This window comes from Pedobacter roseus (genome assembly GCF_014395225.1).
GTDB lineage: Bacteria > Bacteroidota > Bacteroidia > Sphingobacteriales > Sphingobacteriaceae > Pedobacter > Pedobacter roseus.
The window spans coordinates 5388247-5406153 of record NZ_CP060723.1 but is presented as its reverse complement, the minus strand read 5'-3'; the positions used below and the strand labels follow the sequence as shown (position 1 = coordinate 5406153).

11 protein-coding genes are annotated in these 17907 nt (G+C 38.4%); 4 read left to right on the top strand and 7 right to left on the bottom strand.

Annotated elements, in window-relative coordinates:
• Window positions 1-11: 11 nt before the first annotated feature.
• The 7 genes from H9L23_RS22250 to H9L23_RS22220 all read right to left on the bottom strand — a co-directional run bounded on the left by H9L23_RS22250 (window position 12) and on the right by H9L23_RS22220 (window position 12530).
• Window positions 12-3134, bottom strand: a complete 3123-nt coding sequence (locus tag H9L23_RS22250; RefSeq protein ID WP_187592374.1) for a SusC/RagA family TonB-linked outer membrane protein — start codon at window positions 3132-3134, stop codon at window positions 12-14.
• Window positions 3135-3421: 287 nt separating this feature from the next.
• Entirely contained in the window at window positions 3422-4288 is an 867-nt protein-coding gene (locus tag H9L23_RS22245) for an AraC family transcriptional regulator (protein ID WP_187592373.1), read from the bottom strand.
• Between the two features lie 4 nt (window positions 4289-4292).
• A complete protein-coding gene (locus tag H9L23_RS22240) occupies window positions 4293-4658 on the bottom strand; it encodes a VOC family protein (RefSeq protein ID WP_187592372.1) in 366 nt (121 codons plus the stop codon).
• Window positions 4659-4763: 105 nt separating this feature from the next.
• Window positions 4764-5390 (bottom strand): response regulator transcription factor, encoded by a 627-nt coding sequence (locus H9L23_RS22235; RefSeq protein ID WP_187592371.1) that lies wholly within the window; start codon window positions 5388-5390, stop codon window positions 4764-4766.
• 34 nt (window positions 5391-5424) lie between these two features.
• Window positions 5425-8295 carry a ligand-binding sensor domain-containing protein gene (locus tag H9L23_RS22230; RefSeq protein WP_187592370.1) on the bottom strand — a complete coding sequence of 957 codons (2871 nt, stop codon included), beginning with the start codon at window positions 8293-8295 and terminating at the stop codon, window positions 5425-5427.
• A 108-nt stretch (window positions 8296-8403) separates the two neighbouring features.
• On the bottom strand, window positions 8404-10773 hold the full coding sequence (locus H9L23_RS22225) for a phosphocholine-specific phospholipase C (RefSeq protein ID WP_187592369.1): 2370 nt from the start codon (window positions 10771-10773) through the stop codon (window positions 8404-8406).
• 251 nt (window positions 10774-11024) lie between these two features.
• The gene (locus H9L23_RS22220) at window positions 11025-12530 is read right to left on the bottom strand and encodes a glycerophosphodiester phosphodiesterase family protein (protein ID WP_187592368.1); all 1506 of its coding nucleotides are present in this window, start codon (window positions 12528-12530) and stop codon (window positions 11025-11027) included.
• Between the two features lie 417 nt (window positions 12531-12947).
• Between H9L23_RS22220 and H9L23_RS22215 the strand changes: the two genes are divergently transcribed.
• The 4 genes from H9L23_RS22215 to ybeY are packed head-to-tail and all read left to right on the top strand — an operon-like array spanning window position 12948 to window position 17320.
• Complete coding sequence (locus H9L23_RS22215; protein ID WP_187592367.1) at window positions 12948-16265, top strand: DUF4175 family protein; 3318 nt, start codon at window positions 12948-12950, stop codon at window positions 16263-16265.
• 31 nt (window positions 16266-16296) lie between these two features.
• The gene (locus H9L23_RS22210) at window positions 16297-16536 is read left to right on the top strand and encodes a hypothetical protein (protein ID WP_187592366.1); all 240 of its coding nucleotides are present in this window, start codon (window positions 16297-16299) and stop codon (window positions 16534-16536) included.
• Window positions 16537-16827, top strand: coding sequence for a type II toxin-antitoxin system RelE/ParE family toxin (locus tag H9L23_RS22205; protein ID WP_187592365.1), 291 nt, complete (start codon window positions 16537-16539; stop codon window positions 16825-16827).
• A 55-nt stretch (window positions 16828-16882) separates the two neighbouring features.
• Window positions 16883-17320, top strand: a complete 438-nt coding sequence (gene ybeY / locus H9L23_RS22200) for an rRNA maturation RNase YbeY (RefSeq protein WP_187592364.1) — start codon at window positions 16883-16885, stop codon at window positions 17318-17320.
• The last annotated feature ends 587 nt before the right edge of the window (window positions 17321-17907 follow it).

The following is a 17907-nucleotide window of genomic DNA, read 5'->3' as shown; positions in this document are numbered from 1 at the left end:
TTTTCTCTAAATTAAAATCCAACATTAAGGCCCAACGTAAACGTTTTAACATTTGGAATATCATTATTGGTTAAGCCGGTAAGTGCCGATTCAGGATCCATACCTTTATGCTTAGCAAGCGTAAAAGGGTTTTCTGCAGTTGCATAAATCCTAAGCGTTGATAAATGAATGGCCTCTAACCAGTTTTTCTTTAATGTATATCCTAAGGCAATGTTTTTTACTCTTAAGAAAGATCCATCGTATAGGAAACGGGTAGATGTGCTGTTCCCCAAATCGGTATTGTTGATTACAAAACGAGGTACATCTGTTACATCACCCGGTTTTTGCCAGCTGTTGAAATTATCTACCGATAATTGTTTACCCACATTGGCACCTCCATGCATTAAATTTCCATAAAGGGTATCGTAAATTTTTCCACCTGTTGAGAAATAAGTGAATACACTTAAATCGAACTGCTGGTACCTAAAGGTATTGTTAAAACCACCGGTAAATTTAGGTAATGATGAACCGAAATTGTTGTATCTGGTAGCTGTTGACCAGTTTTTAGTAGTGATTCTGTTCCCTGTTGATTGACCGTTCACCACTTCATCCATATACCACATCGGTTTTCCATCAGCTGCGTCTACTCCTGCATATTCGCGTAAATACCAGTCGTATCTGCTGCCTCCTACAGTCCATCTTTTGGTTGGATCATCGGTATCAATAACCTCAGCCTGGGTCATTTGGTTGATCTTGTTTTTGTTCGAAGTAATGTTGAATGAGATATTCCAGTCGAAATCTTTGGTTTTAACCGGATTTGCATTTAATAATACCTCTACGCCATAATTATCCATTGAGGCTAAATTGGTGGTTAACGTACGGAAACCAGTTAGCTGCGAAACGGGCTGGCCAAATAATAATCCTTTCGAGCCACGTTTATAGTAAGAAACTTCACCACTCAATTTTCCTTTAAAAATGGCAAATTCCAAACCTAAATCGAATGTTGAGTTTTGCTCCCAGCGTAAATCAGGGTTTGGTAACTGGAAATAGTTAATACCGGATTGGCCTTCGTAGTTTTTACCCAATGCGTATAAGCCCTGTGCAGCATAACGTTCAATCCTGTCGTTACCCGTAGTGCCATAACTTGCTCTTAATTTCAACTCGTCAAGCCAGCTTAAGTTTTTAAGAAAATCTTCTCTTCCAATACGCCATGCACCACCTACAGAATAAAATGTTCCATATTTATGGTCAGCTCCAAAAACAGAAGAACCATCTCTTCTTACACTTCCAGATAAATAATATTTGGTATCGTAATTATAGGTTAACCTGGAGAAATACGATGCAAATCTTTTCTGGGTATAATAAGATTGGGTAGTATTTGGGGTTGAAGCAGAAATTAGCTCATTGGTACCCGGAAAAGGAAAACCTGTAGCCTGGGCATAAATGTAATCTTGCTTGGTACGGTAAGCCTCCTGACCCAATAATACGTTAAAACTGTGGAGATTAAACGTTTTATCGTAGGTTAAGGTGTTTTGGAAAGTAACCGTAACATCTTCTTTAGTATAACGGTATGCCCTGCCTTTAACACTTACCCCATCGCCATGTTCCATATTATAAAACTGACGTTCGCGGTTATTGATGTAATCAACAGCCACCATGGTTTTAGCCGTAAAATCTTTTAAAAATTTAATTTCGGCGTAAGGGCTGGTGATTACCCTATTGGTGATGGTATTGTATTCGTTTAATTTTGATAAGCCAACCGGGTTAAAATCAGGTGTAACCGGGTTGATGTAGTTATAAACGGGACTGCCAGTAGCATCATATACCACATTTCCGTTTGCATCCCTTACATATAGAGGATAAATATTTGCGGTTTGATCGGCAAAGTTTACCGGGTTGTCAGAACCTGTACTTCCTGCCGGGGTATTTTGCTCGGTACGGGCCAAACTATTGTTGATCCCTATTTTTAAGAAATCGGTCACATCAGAATTCAAGTTAAACTTACCCGAATAACGTTTAAAATCTGAACGGATTACGATGCCATTCTGCTCAAAATATCCGCCAGAAACAAAGAATTTAGTTTTCTCATTACCTCCACTTGCCGATAAGTCGATATTTTTGGTAACACCCCTGCGTAATACTTCATCGCGCCAATCGGTATCGTAAAGCACTGCTGCACCATTGGCCAATACACCATTTGCGCCATAAGGATTAGCCGTATTATATGGGTTTACAACCAATTTACCATTGGTTAATCCGTTCGCGGCTGTAGCTGCAGCAGCTGGTGTTAAACCTGCTGCCAGGCGTTGTGCATAATACACATCCCAATAGGTTTTGTAATATTGGGTGGCATCCATTACCTCTGGTTTATCTACCGCCTGGTAAGAGTAACCGGTATATGCGCTCAGGTTTAATTTGGTTTGGCCTGCTTTACCTTGTTTAGTGGTAATCAACACCACGCCATTGGCTGCCCTTGAACCATAAATGGCTGCTGCTGTAGCATCTTTTAGTACTGTTAACGAAGCAATATCATTCGGATTAAGTGTAGATAATACATCAGAAGTTTGCGCTACATTACTTAAATCGCCATTGGTAATCGGAATACCATCTACTACGTAAAGCGGCGTGCTAGAGGCAGAAAAAGAGCCTACACCGCGAATACGCACGGTAGAGGTTGCTCCCGGCTGACCAGACACACTGGTTACCTGCACACCTGCTGCTGCCCCTTGCAAAGCCTTTTCGAAAGAAGTAACCGGGCGGTCCTTTAAAACATCGTTATCAATGACTGCAGCCGATCCGGTAAAGTTTTCTTTCTTTATCGTTCCGTAGCCAATAATCATTACATCCTGCAGGTTTTTAGAAGATGCAACCAGTCGTACATTTAATGTTTCGCCCGTTATTTTTACTTCCTGCTCAGTATAGCCTACGTAACTGAGCACCAAAGTCTGTGCATCTGCAGGTACCGAGATCGAAAATGTTCCCTGCCCTGTAGTTTGGGTTAATTGTGATGTTCCTTTTATTTTTATTGATACACCAGGCAACGGTAAGCCATCGTCTGCATCAACCACTTTTCCGGTGATTGTTTTATTCTGCGCCAGGGCGTTGAAATAAGACAAAACCGTCACCATTAAAATCAATAGTAATTTTTGTTTCATGTTGAGAAATAAATAGTTAGTAATTAGTTTATAGTCTAGTTTTTAGCCGGGGTGCATAAAACCAAATCAATAAGCAATTTAGGGGCTATCAAAATCCCAAAATGTGCGAAAATCACCGTTTTTAGTAAGAAGGGCTATAAACGCAAAAAAGCAAACTCCAATCCTGGCAGTTTGCTTTTTTAATCATTATTAACCTAAACAGGAAAAAACTTCTACAAATTGTCCTGCAAGAGCTTCAAAAATAGTTTCATCCTGATATACAAAATATGCAGAAATCACTATTTATATTAATTCAACTTACTCCTCCTATACTTTAAAGGGGTAATGTTGAATGTATTTTTAAATAATCTGATGAATGAGCTTGGGCATTCAAAACCCACTAACCCCACAATTTCGTTTAACGAATAAGTGGTGGTCTGTAATAATCTTTTGGCCCGGTTTAACCTCAGTTGCATCAAAAACTGGTAAGGACTGATCTCATAAGCCTCTTTAAATGTTCTGAGCAAATGGTTAACCGATAAACAGGCCTGTTCTGCAATAGCCTCCAAAGTAATGTTCTGGTTGTAGTTGCTGCTGATATATTCTTTGGCCAGTGTTAATCTTTTTAAAACCTCCTCGCGGGTTTTGGTTTTGATAAAGCTGAGTTTATCCATTTTTTGCACCACTTCGCGATCATAAATTTTATAATAGTTTAAAAGGCAGTGGTGCATGTATTCATTGATCAGCATTTCGTCTTTCAAACCCTTATCGAGCTGATTTTTAAGGTGCTGTACGTTAAAGCGCATATCGCCGGTAAAGGGATATAAAGATTCCATAAATGCCGGTCGGCTTTTAGCCCCTTTCCCATCCAGTAAACTTTCGTTGCTACTGCATAGGCTATGGTGAAAATCAGTAAAAAAATGCTCTCCGAATGAAACCGAAAATGTATTTACAGGGTTTATGGAATCTATTTTACTGCAAAAGTTCGTTCCTGCATTTACCACTGCAAACGTATCAGGGTAAATACTGAATTTCCGTTTATTGATTTCGCAATCTTCGGCGCCGTTAAAAACAAATTTAATGGTATAAGCATCGTTCTGTTGCTCATAAACGGCTTCGCAAGTGCTCTCGCTAACGATTCTGTTTCTGTTGCTCAATTCTTTAACGTACCTCATGCCATTAATCTTCATTATAGTTACGCTGTTCTAAAATGATAAATTCGTTACCATAGGGATCAGAAAATGCAGCACTTAAACCCTCACTTAAATAAGATGGTGTTTTTTTAAAAACTACACCTCTCGATTTTAACCTGCAATAATCTTCCAGGCAATCATCACTTTGTAATACAATTATATTGGTCTGGTTTTGATGCTGAAGTTCCGAAAGAAAAATATTGGTTTCGCCATCTGCCTTAACCAATATTCCTTTTTCCTGTCCGCGAAGCGTGGTTGTTTCCGTAGGCATCCCTAAACAATTGGCATAAAAAGCCCCCGCATCATTTAGTTGCTTCACTTGCACATAAAAGAATTTAGCAGAGGGACTCATTATTCCGTTTAATTGTATGGTGTAAAATTAAAGCGGAATTGAAAAGGAAGGATCACCCAAAAAGGGTGATTTTAGCATTATTTTTTAAAGGCAGATTCTTATAGCTTAAATAAAACGTTTTTCTTTTGCGGTTTTAATGGCCTCGGCCTTTGAGTTTACATCGAGTTTGATATAGATATTTTTTACATGGCTCCGCACCGTTTCCTGATCAATAAAAAGATCGTTGGCAATTTGAGGTTTGGTTTGTCCGTTGGCTATCCTGTCCAATATCTCTGTTTCTCTTTTGGTTAATGGAGAGTTCAGGTTCTTCTGAAAAGAATGCATCACAATCCGGGCTACATTGGTGCTCATGGCACCGCCGCCTGTACTTACTTCCCTAACGGCATCGATAATTTTTGCTGCACTCGAATTTTTGGTGAGGTAACCGCCCGCCCCCATCGTTAAAGCTTCGAAAACCAACTCGGGCGAATCGAATACGGTTAAAATGATGATATGGGCATTGGGCAAAGTTTTTTTGATAAAGGGCAATGCCTGTAAACCGTTTGTACCTGGCATCTGGATATCAAGCAGAATTACATCGGGCTGATCGGCATCTAGATGTTTCCTGGCTAAATCGTATGATGCGTAAGAATTTACAACTGCAAAATCTTCTATATCAGTTAATAACGACTCATAGCCCATTCTTAAAATATCATCGTCTTCTATTAAAACAATTCGTATAGTATGGTTCATTTTTGGGTGTGTTTAATGTTAGACGACTTTTATGCTATTTTGTGACAGGAATCCGGGTAGAAATTGTGGTTGTTGTTCCTTTTCCTTCTGTGGAAGAAATCTGGAAAGTAGATTTTATCCGTTTACAGCGGGTTTGAATATTGTTTAAACCTCTTCCCCTTTCAACAGAGTCAAGATCGAAACCCTGACCATCATCTGTGGTTAAAATATTGATGGTATGGTGATCCGTTTCGATAACCATAATGAGCACCTGTGTGGCTTTTGCATGTTTTAATACATTATTGAGCATTTCCTTAAAAATAAGCGTCAGGTTGCGGTTAAACTCCATTGATAGGTGCAGCTTTTGGTACTTGGGCAATACTCCTTCCATTTTAAAATCAACGCCTGTATTCTGGAATAAATCGATGCCAAAGTTTTTAATGTGCACCAAAATCTCGAAAAGATTATCACTATGCGGATCAAGGGCCCAAAGGATATCTTTTGTGCCGGTATATAGCAAGCCTGCATTTTCCCTGATCAGGCGGATCAGTTCTTTCTGGTCTTTTTCTGCGCCATCTACTTTTTTATCTAAAAGTTCCGATAAAACATTAATCCTTGTTAATTTATTGCCAATATCATCATGAAAATCTTCTGCCGTCTGTTTCCTGATTTTTTCCTGCTCCTTTAATTTTAATTTTTCAAACTGGTATTTTTTCCGTTCCCGGGTTTTAAAAATCAGGTAGAAAATAAGCCAGATCAAAAAGATCATCACCAAAAAAGCAATAATCTTGAACAAAACCGTATCGTAATAAGGCGGTACGATTGTAAAGCTAAACTGTTCGATATTGGATTGTTGACCGTTTGCAATGGCATATACCTGAAAAGTATAACTTCCGGGCCTGATGGCAGAGTATTCAATTTCCGTATTGGGTACGGGTTTACTAAAATCGTTATCTATCCCAACCAGCTTATAACGGTAAAGCACACTTTCGGGGTTTGTGAGGTACACGCCCTTAAAACTGATTGAAATGTGGTTCTGACTGTAGTTTAACTTGTAAAAGCTATCGTTTCTGCGGTTTAAATCAATAGAAAGATCTTTCGACCGGTCATTTTTATGAAAAACACTGACCTGCTGGATATGGATAAAAGGGCTTTTTTTGTTCTGGCCCGGAGGTACAATTTTGCATTGGATCAGCCCGCTAATGGTGCCCACCAAAATATTGTTTTTGTAATTGATAATCGCATTTTGGTTACACTCTACAATTAGCGCATGATCTCTAAAAACATCGTAGCGTTGCTCCTGTTTATTGAAGGTTAACTTATTGATTCCACGCCCTGTTCCCGCCCATAAATTTCCACCATTATCGGTGGCCAGGCTATAAATATCATTAGAGTTAAGTCCGTTGGCAATTACATAACGTTTAATTTCTTTTGTTTTGAGGTTCCAGGTGATGAGCCCATCTCCAAGCGTAGCAAAAACCAGGTTATCACCATGTTTAAGGATGCTTAATATATGTATGTGGCTAAGTGCTTTAATCTGGAAAGTACGATCTATTTTTTTATTTCTGATGAGCGTAACGCCATTAGAGGTTCCCAGCAGTACACTATCTTTGCTTAAGGGATAGGGAAAAATACAGGAGGAATAGCCTTCAAAGCCAGTAATTTTTTCAATTTTCCCATCTTTTAAATAAGTGGATGATTTTAATCCGTTTATCCAGATGCCGCCTTCACTATCCTCTCCAATACAACTGTTATCAAAACGTTCGGGCTTTAGTACCTGCGAAAATTTTTGACCATCGTATTTCCAAACGCCGTTACCATAAGTTGATATCCAGATATTTTTTGCTCTATCGGCATAAACGAAATAGATTTTTTTATCCTTGAAAACCGGATTATCGATCTGTACTACTTTTTTGCCGTCGTACTTAAACACCCCTTTATTATAGGTGCCAAACCATAGGTTGTCTTTTTTATCCGCAGCAATCCCGCTTATAGGGTAAGCAATATTCTGACCTTTAAATTTATTATAACGGATAAAGGCATCGCCCTCATACTTGTAAATGCCATCACTGAAACAGGAAATCCAGATGTTGTTTTCTGCATCGCTAAAAATCTCATTTACCTGATTATCGCTCAGCCCGTTTTCCGCATTGAAATAAATAAAAGAACCGTTTTTATGGATAAGGTATGCACCTTTTTCAGAACCCACCCACATGTTGCCTTTGTTATCCTGCGCTAAAGCGTAATAGGTATCAATGGCTGGATTTTTAAAAAAAGGTTTGGTCATTCCATTTTCAACCACATAAATACCGCTACGGTAGGTTAACAGGTAAACTTTGTTCCTGTTTTTCTGGTCAAAAAGGATTTTTCTGATGGATAGCGCACTAATTTCGGCCGGCAATTCCTGATAAATAACCCAATTGTTATTTTTGAGCTGATAAATCCCTTTTTCTGCAACAACCGCATAAAGATTGCCAAATTGGTCAGCATTAATGGCATTTACGTATAATCCTCCTAGAGGATAAAAAGCAAGCTTGCCTTTTTCAATTTTAAAAAGTTTATGTTCGGTTACTCCCCAGATGGTGCCCTGCTTATCTTTTAAGAGATGGCTTACGTTTTTTCCTGAAAATATGGTGTTTATTTTTCCCTTTTTTAGCACATTGATCCCCACCTCGGTTCCAAAATAAACCTGCCTCTGGTTATCTTCAAGAATGCAGTTTACCGAATTTGAGCTCAGGCCATCGGCTTTGCTGTAAGAAGTAAATACTTTTCCGTCGAAATTGCTTACGCCTCCAAAAGTACCCAGCCAGAGCGTTCTGTCTTTTGCCTGGTAAATAACCATTACCTGCGATTGCGGCAGGCCATCTTTTAAACTGTAATTGGTAAAGTTATAGCTTTGGGCCGATAGCTGAAGGCTACAAACCAAAATGAAAGAAATTATGAGATTTATCTTGACTATAGACAGTTTACTGCACATACCATACAAAATAAGCATAATTTCTTTCAAAAGCCATCCCCCTTTTTGGGGGATATTTTATGCGTTACCCATATATGGATCGGTTTGGGTAATTTCTCCGGTTTCTATTTTGCCTGCATAACGTTGCTTAAAAATCTGATTACCAGTTTGTACAATGCTGAAATCGTACCAATTGGCATTTTTAGCCAAATTAAATACCACATTAATGCCCGATTTCGGTTTTATACTGACCGTTTTTGTTCCGGTTTTGTATTTATTATCGATAACCTGCAGGGTAATTAAAACAGTACTTTTGTTCTCTATGGCAAAAACAAGGTTTCCGTTAAGTTTTTTACTTACCAAACCGCTTTGCTCCGGGTAAGCTTTTATGACAACCTGAGGATTCTTTTTACTTCCGGCAAAATTCCTGTAGAAGCCATTAGGCCCGCTGATGGCAAGGTCGTAAGCTTCGTTATCGAAATCATCTATTTTGATATTGTCTTTCAGGGTATCGCCAGCCTTTACCGCATAAGCCCAGGTTTTACCCGCCACCCCTTTAAATTTGGCAATGGTATTCATATTGAATGGTGCGCCAATACTTTCAGTTTCACTGCCGAATAAGGTTTTGGCCGATTGGAAAGTAAGCTCGATTTCGTTGTTCACCAAATATGCATCTACCATTAAGTGGTAAGGTAGCGCGCAGGCATGTTTGGTTCCATTCTCCTGTTTAGGCGCATGGATCGATGTTTCACGTGAAAAGGACTCGAATTTATTGATTTTAGCTATCTCGGTTTTATTCAGGGCCGTTGGACCAACCTGTGCGGGTTTGTTTTTAGCATTTCCGATATTGGTTACCACCACATCGCGTTTTAAGGGCTCAGGAGATTTAATTTCTTCACCGTTATAAGGCCTGAATACGGAAGTTAAATCGCCGGAAATATTTCTGCGCCAATCGCTAATGTTGTTACTTTTAACAGCTTTCCCCGTTTTTTTGGCCAGCCATTTTTCCATAAACATCAATGAAGAGGTATGATCAAAAACCTGCGAATTTACAAAACCGCCTTTGCTCCATGGCGAAGCAATAACCAAAGGTACACGGTAACCCAAACCAATCGGACTTCCCTTGCGGGCTTCGAAATCTGTTGCATAGTTGATTCCGCTTGATACTTTTCCACTGCCTGGATCATCAGGATTCGGAACTACAAAAGGCGGCTGGTGATCGAAATAACCATCATTTTCATCGTAGGTTAATACGAAAATCGTTTTTTTCCAAACCTCAGGGTTTTTAGTTAAGATATCCAAAGCTTCACTTACATACCATGTTCCATATAATGGCGAACTGGTATGGTCCGAAAAACGCTGTGGCGCCACTAACCACGAAACGGTTGGCAGTTTTCCGCTGTCTACATCTTTTCTAAACTGGTGGAAAATATCCCCTTTTGGAACATTGATGGTTTCTGATTCACCCTGATCGTTTTTAAAGGTAAAAGGCTCAAGTTCCAGGTAATCTTTTTGTGAAATATTGGTGGTAAAGGCCTTATCAATCAGGTTTTTTTCCTTTTGAGATAATTTATCATATTTCGTCTGAACTTCTTTGGCTGATAATGGAGGTTTGACCGTATTATCGCCATTTTTTCTGAAATAAGCTGATAATTTAACGTTGTGCCTGCTGATGTATTCAACAGGATTATCGCCGTAATTTCCCAACCAATCGTCTACTTCACCCTCAGGAAGTTTTGATGTCCAAAGTTCGTTCTGGTAAATGCGCCAGTCGATGCCATTATCTTCCAACGTTTCCTGAAAAGTTGGCCAGTCTACAAATACATTGTTCTGCGATTCGGCCTGATCATTGTTCACTACTGCCACACGGTTTGCACTTTTCTCTCCCCGTATGGTTCCGGTAAAAAAGAAGAGGCGGTTTGGTGTTGTTCCAGTTAACGAAGAACAAAAATGCTGATCGCAGATCGTAAAAGCATCGGCCATGGCGTAATAAAAAGGAATATCATTCCGATCGTAATAAGCCATTGTCATTGGTGTTTTTACGGGTAGCCACTTATCATAACGACCGCCATTACGTGCAGCAACCTGATCGTTCCACGAGTGTGGCAAACCACCCTGCCAGGTAATTTTGGTTTTGTTAATGTCGACATGGAAGGGGGCATAAGTATAACCCTGACCATCTTTTTGGAGCCAAACTTTGTTACCATCCGGCTGTATGTGCGGATGCGGATCATTAAAGCCACGAACGCCCTTCATTTTTCCGAACATGTGGTCGAAGGACCTGTTTTCCTGCATCAAAAAAACAATGTGTTCTGCATCATAAAAGGTGCTGCCTGGCTCTGGGTTAATCGACATGGCTTTTAGCACCGAACTGGGCAAAGTGTTGGCCATGCCCGTGGCCCCGGCAAACAAGGCTGCCTTTTTTAAAAATTCTCTACGTGAGTCCATAAATTATACAATATAGCTTAGATACCGCAAGTTATAGTTTTCAGTTAGCATTTTTCAGTAGACAGTTAAATTTTAGTCTGCGGTCTTTAGTCCAAACGAGCTATTCCAACAATTTAACAACCCAGCAATGAAACCTTTTCAATTGGAAGTTTACAATTTTCAGTTAACCAGTTTCAACAATTAACCAGTTAACCTTTACAATGAACTATCGATCTGTAAACCATTTTCCCTCATCCATCTCACATCTTCCATCACTTCTGAAACACCCTTACATAATCAACTTTCATGGTTGCCGGAAAAATAGCATCATCAACCCCTTTTTTTCCGCCCCAGCCGCCACCTACAGCTACATTTAAAATCAAGTGGAAATTCTGATCGAAAGGCCAATCACCCGATCCTTTTTTGGTATTGTTAAAAGTGAGGAATTTTTGATCGTCGATAAAGAAATCGATACGATCGGCAAACCACTCTATGGCATAAACATGGTATTCGGTATAAGGGTTATTTACTTTTAACGCTTTACCTACCTGCGTTTTGATGACGTGATTAAATTTTTCGGTATGCACGGTTCCATGCACACTGTCAGGATCGTAGCCTACATGTTCCATAATATCAATTTCGCCGCTTTTTGGCCAGTTGCCATATTTCCAATCGGTTGGCAAAGCCCATATTGCAGGCCACAAACCCCTGCCCTTTGGTAACATGGCGCGCACTTCTACCCTGCCATACTTAAAATCGAATTTGTTTTTGGTTACCAGCCTGGCCGAGGTATAATGGCTGGCATCTTTATCAGCCTTTATAGCAGTAATATTCAGGTTTCCTTTTTTTACCACAGCGTTTGCACTATCGGCATCAGTGTAATATTGAAGCTCGTTATTTCCCCAGCCTTTTCCGCCCACGTCATAGCTCCAATTTTTGGCTAAAGGCAATCCGGCATCATCAAATTCATCTGCCCATTTTAATTTCCACCCTTGCGCAACCGGCGTTTCTTTAATTTCTTCGAAAAGCAATTCAGGCTCGTTAGTGGTAATGTAATCTACCTTGTGGGCTAAAAGCCACTGCATCTCAGGTGCTGTATTTACCGTCCATGCATTTACAGTTAAACCCAGTTTTTGCGCGTTTTCGATCCAGTTGTCTTTCTGGTAAACACTATAATGATAGTCAACACCCGTTAATTTATCGGCTTTCATTTGCTCAGCGCTGATTTCGCCCCTTAAATAAGCCACTTTTGCTTTTGGCAATAAAGCTAAAACACGCTTGCAGTAATCGTAATCAAAACTGATGTATTCTACCCAATCGGTTACTTTTAACTTCTGTACCATTTCTACAGATTTATTGGTAACATCGATACCGCGCTCTTTACTGATGAGTGATGGTTTGATCTCTAAGATCAGTTTTGTACTTTTCTGTTTTTTCCCTTCAAGCAAATAAGCCTCTAAAGTTGGGATTTTCTCCCCATTGCTCATGGTTTTAGTCAATAATTCTTTATAACTGACTTTCTCGATGGTTAAACCCTGAAATTCCGGATCGTGGTTAATCACCAAAACACCGTCTGCTGTCATCCATACGTCGAACTCTGAGCCATAACAACCTAGCTTTACAGCTTCATTTAGAGAAGCGATGGAATTTTGAGGAAAATTATTTTTCTTCCAGGCGCCACGGTGCGCGATCACCTGGTTTTTGTTCCAGTTAAATTTTTGGGCAAAAGAAGCAGTAAAAATGAACAACATCAGTGCAGATATAAGTACTCGTTTCATGTTTTGGTATGATTATACAAAAATTCAAAAGTAGATTATTATGAGAACACTCATTTAAAATCTATGTAACCTTTGTATTAATAAAAACAAGATAAAGATTTTTAAATTAATATTTTTAACCATAAATGCACACAGATAAAACCGTGTTTATCAGTGTGCATCTGGCCATTGGATTTATTTATACTTTATCAAATAAACCCGATTGAAGCGGAAACCAAAAGTTTTTTCTGCTTTTGTTGCAGCAAAAAGCGGGACTGGAACCTGCCAAGAAACACTATCGTCGTTTTCCAAATCAACAAAACAATTTCTCGAACCCATCACAATTACCTACCAAACGATAAACTATTTGAAATAAACGCGTTACCTAAATATACTTTCCTTTCAATTGACTGGAACAATTTTTACATTTACAGTGATATGGTGAGCAATAACTACAACGAATTATTACGGAAGATCGATGAGTTTATCCGCAAATTTTACCTCAATAAAATTTTGCGGGGCAGTATTTATGCCGCCGCAGTACTTTTAGCGCTCTATCTCCTCGTTTTTTTAAGCCTTTATTACCTCAATCCAACTGCAGGTTTTAAAACCTTTGTATTTTTTGCTTACCTGCTCATCGGAGCATTGTTAGTTGGCTTTCTGATTGTAAAACCGATGCTATCCATGTTGAAATTGAGCAAACACCTTACTTTCGACGAAGCATCGGTTATCATCGGAAATCACTTTTCCGATATTAAGGATAAACTGCTCAACACCCTGCAGCTTCACCGCTTATCAGAAAACCAGCCCAATAACAATCAGCTCATTATTGCCAGTATCGATCAAAAAATCCTCGAACTTAAACCTGTTCCTTTTTATACCGCTGTAAGCATTAACGATAACAGAAAGTATTTAAAATACCTTTTTATACCCCTTTCTATCATTTTATTGATTGCCATTATCGCACCTGCTATTTTACGCGAGGGTACCAATAGTTTTTTCAAATACGATGAATATATTGCACCAAAGGCTCCCTTCAGTTTTACGGTTTTAAATAAAAGTTTAACGGTTACACAGGGTGATGATGTAACCATAAACCTAAAACTATCAGGTGATGAACTTCCTGCCGAAATTTATGTAGAAGACGGAAAAAACACTTATAAACTGCAAAAAGAGAACATCAGCAAGTTTAACTACAACATAAAAAACATTCAAAACGATAAAAAACTGGTTTTTAAAGGAGGTGGCTTCAGTTCTTCCGTTTTTACTATTACTGTTAAACCCCGCCCGGAACTGTTGAATGCAACAGCAACCTTAAATTTTCCCGCTTACCTCGGCAAAAAAACCGAACAGATCGCAAACGCAGGTGATATGCTCCTACCGGAAGGCACCAGGGTTACCTGGAACTTTAAAACCGGAAAAAGCAATTCAATTTTATTTGTTCTGAATGGTACCGAAAACGATTTAAAAGTGGAAGACAATGAATCTGCTTTCAATGCCACCATCAAAAATAACTCTAAATACAGCATCACTCCTAAAAATGAATACGTTACGCTTCGGGATTCTCTATCACACCAAATCACGGTGGTTAAAGATCAGGCTCCAGGCATTACTGTAGATGAAAAGCCAGATTCAATAAGTAACAAAGCAATGTATTTTAGTGGTCAGGTTACTGATGATTATGGGTTTAGCCGCTTAAGTTTTAAATATAACATCAAAGAAAATAACAGGACTATCGGTTCATTTACCAAAAATATCGCCATCAAAAGTAATGTCACAGAGAATACTTTCTTCTATTACTGGGATTTAAAAACGGCTTTAGCCAAACCTGGACAGGAAATTGAATATTACTTCGAAGTAGCCGATAATGATGGGGTTAATGGTGCAAAAGTTACGCGATCGGAGATTAAAACCTTTAAACAACCTACTAAAAAAGAAACTGCAGAACAGGTAAATGTCAGTAACCAGGCTTTAAAACAGAAAGTACAGTCGGCTATCCGTTTGGCCAATACCATCGAAAAAGAAAGTAAAAAGGTAGCTGAAAGCCTGATTGATAAAAAACAGATCTCTTTCGAAGATAAAAAGCAGATTGAAGCCCTTTTGGATAAACAAAAACAGCTTGATGAAGCCGTAAAAGAAATTAAAGAGCAAAATGATAAAAACATTCAGCAACAGGAAGATCAAAAACAAACCGAGGAGCTTTTAGAAAAACAAAAGCAGATTAAAGACCTTTTTGATAACGTTCTTGATGAAAAAACAAAAGAGCTATTGCAAAAGTTGCAGAACCTGATGAATGAGAAAAATAAGGATCAAACACAGAATGAGCTTTCCAAAATGCAATTAGACAATAAAACCCTTAAAAATGAACTCGACAGGATTTTAGAACTCTATAAACAGTTAGAATTTGAACAAAATCTTCAAACGGATATCGATCGATTAAATGAACTTGCCAAAGAACAAAAAGAGCTTGCAGAACAAACAAAAGATAAAAAACAGGACAACGAATCTCTAAAGCAAAAACAGGATGCGCTTAACAAAGAGATGAAAGACCTAAAAGATGATCTTAAAAAACTGGAGGAAAAAAACAAGTCATTAGAAAGACCAAACCCTTTCGAAAACCCTGAAAAAGATGTTCAGGATATACAAAAAGAACAACAAGACAGTAAAGATGCTTTAGATAAAAAAGATTCTAAAAATGCGAGTCAGAAACAGCAAAAGGCCGCCGATCAGATGGAAAAGTTATCAAAAAAAATGAGCGAAATGCAACAACAGGGTGAAGAAATGGAAAACAACCTGAATGCCAAAGAGTTACGTCGTTTATTAGAAAACCTGTTAACTACCTCATTCGACCAGGAAAAAGTAATGTTGGCTTTAAAAAGAATGAATGCTACCGATCCATCATATATCAGCAATGTCCAAAAGCAACGCAGCATTAAAGATAACCTTAAAACCATTGCTGATAGTTTGTACAGTTTAAGTAAACGTGTTCCACAGATAGAATCGACAGTTAATGAGGAAATGAATAAAATTAATTTCAACCTCGATAAAAGTTTGGAAAGTTTAGGTGATAGAAGAACTCCAGAAGCCAACCGTTTTCAGCAGTTTACCATGACTTCTATCAATAACCTCACGCTGATGCTAAGTGAAGCCTTAAGCCAGCTGCAAAACATGCAGAAAAACGGTAAAGGTGGTAGCGGAAAGAAACAAAAGCAAGGTATGAAACAGCTTTCGCAAATGCAGGATCAACTGAATAAAAGCATGCAAAAGGCCAGAGAACAGATGCAAAAATCAGGAGGCAATCAAGGTACCGTTGGTAAAGGGCAAATGAGCCAGGAGTTTGGTAAAATGGCCCAGCAACAACAAATGATTCGTCAGGCACTGGAAAAAATCAACCGTGAAGAAAATAAAGATGGAACCGGTAAAATGGGTAACCTGAACGAAGCCATTAAAGAAATGAAACAGACGGAGACCGACCTGGTTAACAAGCGTTTACAACAGGAAACCTTAAACAGACAGAAAGACCTGTTAACCAAATTGTTAGAAGCAGAAAAAGCAGAACGCGATCAGGAGGAAGATTCAAAACGTGAAAGTAAAGCCGCTAAGGAGTTCCCTCCATCCTACCAGAAAATGGTCGATCAGTTTAAAAAACAGCAACAAAATGGCAACGATATGCTACAAAAACTGCCTCCTAGCTTAAATTATTACTATAAAAATAAAATTGCTGAGTATCTAAAATCGTTGAATATGGTGCGATAAGCCATGTACTTTTTTTATTATATTTGATATTATGACAAGCACAGCAATAAGACAGCGATTAATTACCTATTTATCTGATGCAGAAGAGAATAAGATAAAAGCTATTTATACACTCCTAGAGAGGGAAATTGAGGACGAACAATCTTTTAGTCTGTCTGTAGAACATTTGGAAATTCTTGATAGAGAAAGGCAACTTCATTTAAGTGGAGAAACAAATTCTTATAATAAGGAAGATTCTCTCGATATTATCAAGGGGCTTAAAAAATTATAAATGTATACCCTACAAATAAAGCCTGCAGCCCTTTTGATGGCAAAAGATGCTTATGATTGGTATGAAGAACAAAAAACAGGCTTGGGCGATCTATTTTTAGCAGAACTAGGAAGATGTTTCAATAAAATAGAAAAGAATCCCCTCCACTATCAAAAACTAAAAAAGAACTATCGTCATTTAGTTTTAAATAAGTTTCCATACGTTTTAATATTCGAAATCCTAGAGGATGAAATAGTAATTTTTGCTGTTTTTCACACCGCAAGAAACCCTAAACTTAAATTCAAGAAATAATCTCTTAATCTGTAGAGTAATATTTTCTTAAATTTGCAGCCACAAACTCCACAATATGCCTGCAATTTCCTTTTTCACCGAATCAATTAGCTATAATCTTCCTCAAAAACTTAAAGTCAAAAAGTGGATTAAAGCAACCATCGAGAAAGAAGGCTTTAAATTGCAGGAACTAAATTTCATTTTCTGTAGTGACGAATATCTACTCGGTATTAACCAGCAGTACTTAAATCACGATACTTACACTGACATCATCACTTTCGATAATTCTGAAGAAGAAAAACATATTGTGAGCGATATATTCATCAGCATTGAACGCGTAAAAGAAAACGCCAAAACCTTTAAAACTTCAGAATTTGATGAGGTTTGCCGCATCATGATCCACGGAACCCTACACCTATTGGGCTATAAAGACAAAGGAAAAGCCGCTAAAACCCTTATGACCCAAAAAGAAGATGAACATTTAGGATATAGAAATGAATTTGGATTAGCTTAATACTCTTTTATTATCCCATTTCAGATTACCATTTCAAGCGAAGTGCATCACAGTCGAAAAATCTATTAAACAGATCTCTCCATTCCGCTACACGCCTTCATGACATCCCGATTACCATAACTCCCTCAACAAAAGCAAAATAACTTCTTATCTTCTATTTATTTTTTGGTGTTCGTCTAGTGGTTACTGGTGTTCGTCGACAATTAAGCTCTACTGGTATAATACACCAAATCTTATTGCAACTTTTCTTGCCTTCTGCAGTCTTATATTCAAAAAACAACAATTACATAATGAGCTTGAATTCGTATTCTAGCCATTATACAAGATAAAAGTTTAGTTTTAGTTAATGATTGAAGCAGCGGTGGAGCGAGTCCAACCGCTGTTTTGTTTTTACATTCGACTCCGCTCCAGGATAAAAAACAAATAGAAGACTATTCCGTGCTAATCTGCGCCTCCGTGGCCATTATCGATCAAGTTTCTGCCATTTTTACCTGATACAGAAGTCCTTTGCAATTTGAATATGCCGTTGCAAGTATTTTATCCTTACCTTTGCACTAATTTTCCTTTATAAATCCGAAATACAAAAA

Excerpts from the sequence above, each read along its gene's own strand:
- H9L23_RS22250 (WP_187592374.1), bottom strand. The coding sequence starts at position 3,134 with ATGAAACAAAAATTACTATTGATTTTAATGGTGACGGTTTTGTCTTAT.
- H9L23_RS22225 (WP_187592369.1), bottom strand. The coding sequence starts at position 10,773 with ATGGACTCACGTAGAGAATTTTTAAAAAAGGCAGCCTTGTTTGCCGGG.
- H9L23_RS22210 (WP_187592366.1), top strand. The coding sequence starts at position 16,297 with ATGACAAGCACAGCAATAAGACAGCGATTAATTACCTATTTATCTGAT.
- H9L23_RS22205 (WP_187592365.1), top strand. The coding sequence starts at position 16,537 with ATGTATACCCTACAAATAAAGCCTGCAGCCCTTTTGATGGCAAAAGAT.
- H9L23_RS22215 (WP_187592367.1), top strand. The coding sequence starts at position 12,948 with ATGGTGAGCAATAACTACAACGAATTATTACGGAAGATCGATGAGTTT.
- H9L23_RS22240 (WP_187592372.1), bottom strand. The coding sequence starts at position 4,658 with ATGAGTCCCTCTGCTAAATTCTTTTATGTGCAAGTGAAGCAACTAAAT.
- H9L23_RS22235 (WP_187592371.1), bottom strand. The coding sequence starts at position 5,390 with ATGAACCATACTATACGAATTGTTTTAATAGAAGACGATGATATTTTA.
- H9L23_RS22245 (WP_187592373.1), bottom strand. The coding sequence starts at position 4,288 with ATGAGGTACGTTAAAGAATTGAGCAACAGAAACAGAATCGTTAGCGAG.
- ybeY (WP_187592364.1), top strand. The coding sequence starts at position 16,883 with ATGCCTGCAATTTCCTTTTTCACCGAATCAATTAGCTATAATCTTCCT.
- H9L23_RS22220 (WP_187592368.1), bottom strand. The coding sequence starts at position 12,530 with ATGAAACGAGTACTTATATCTGCACTGATGTTGTTCATTTTTACTGCT.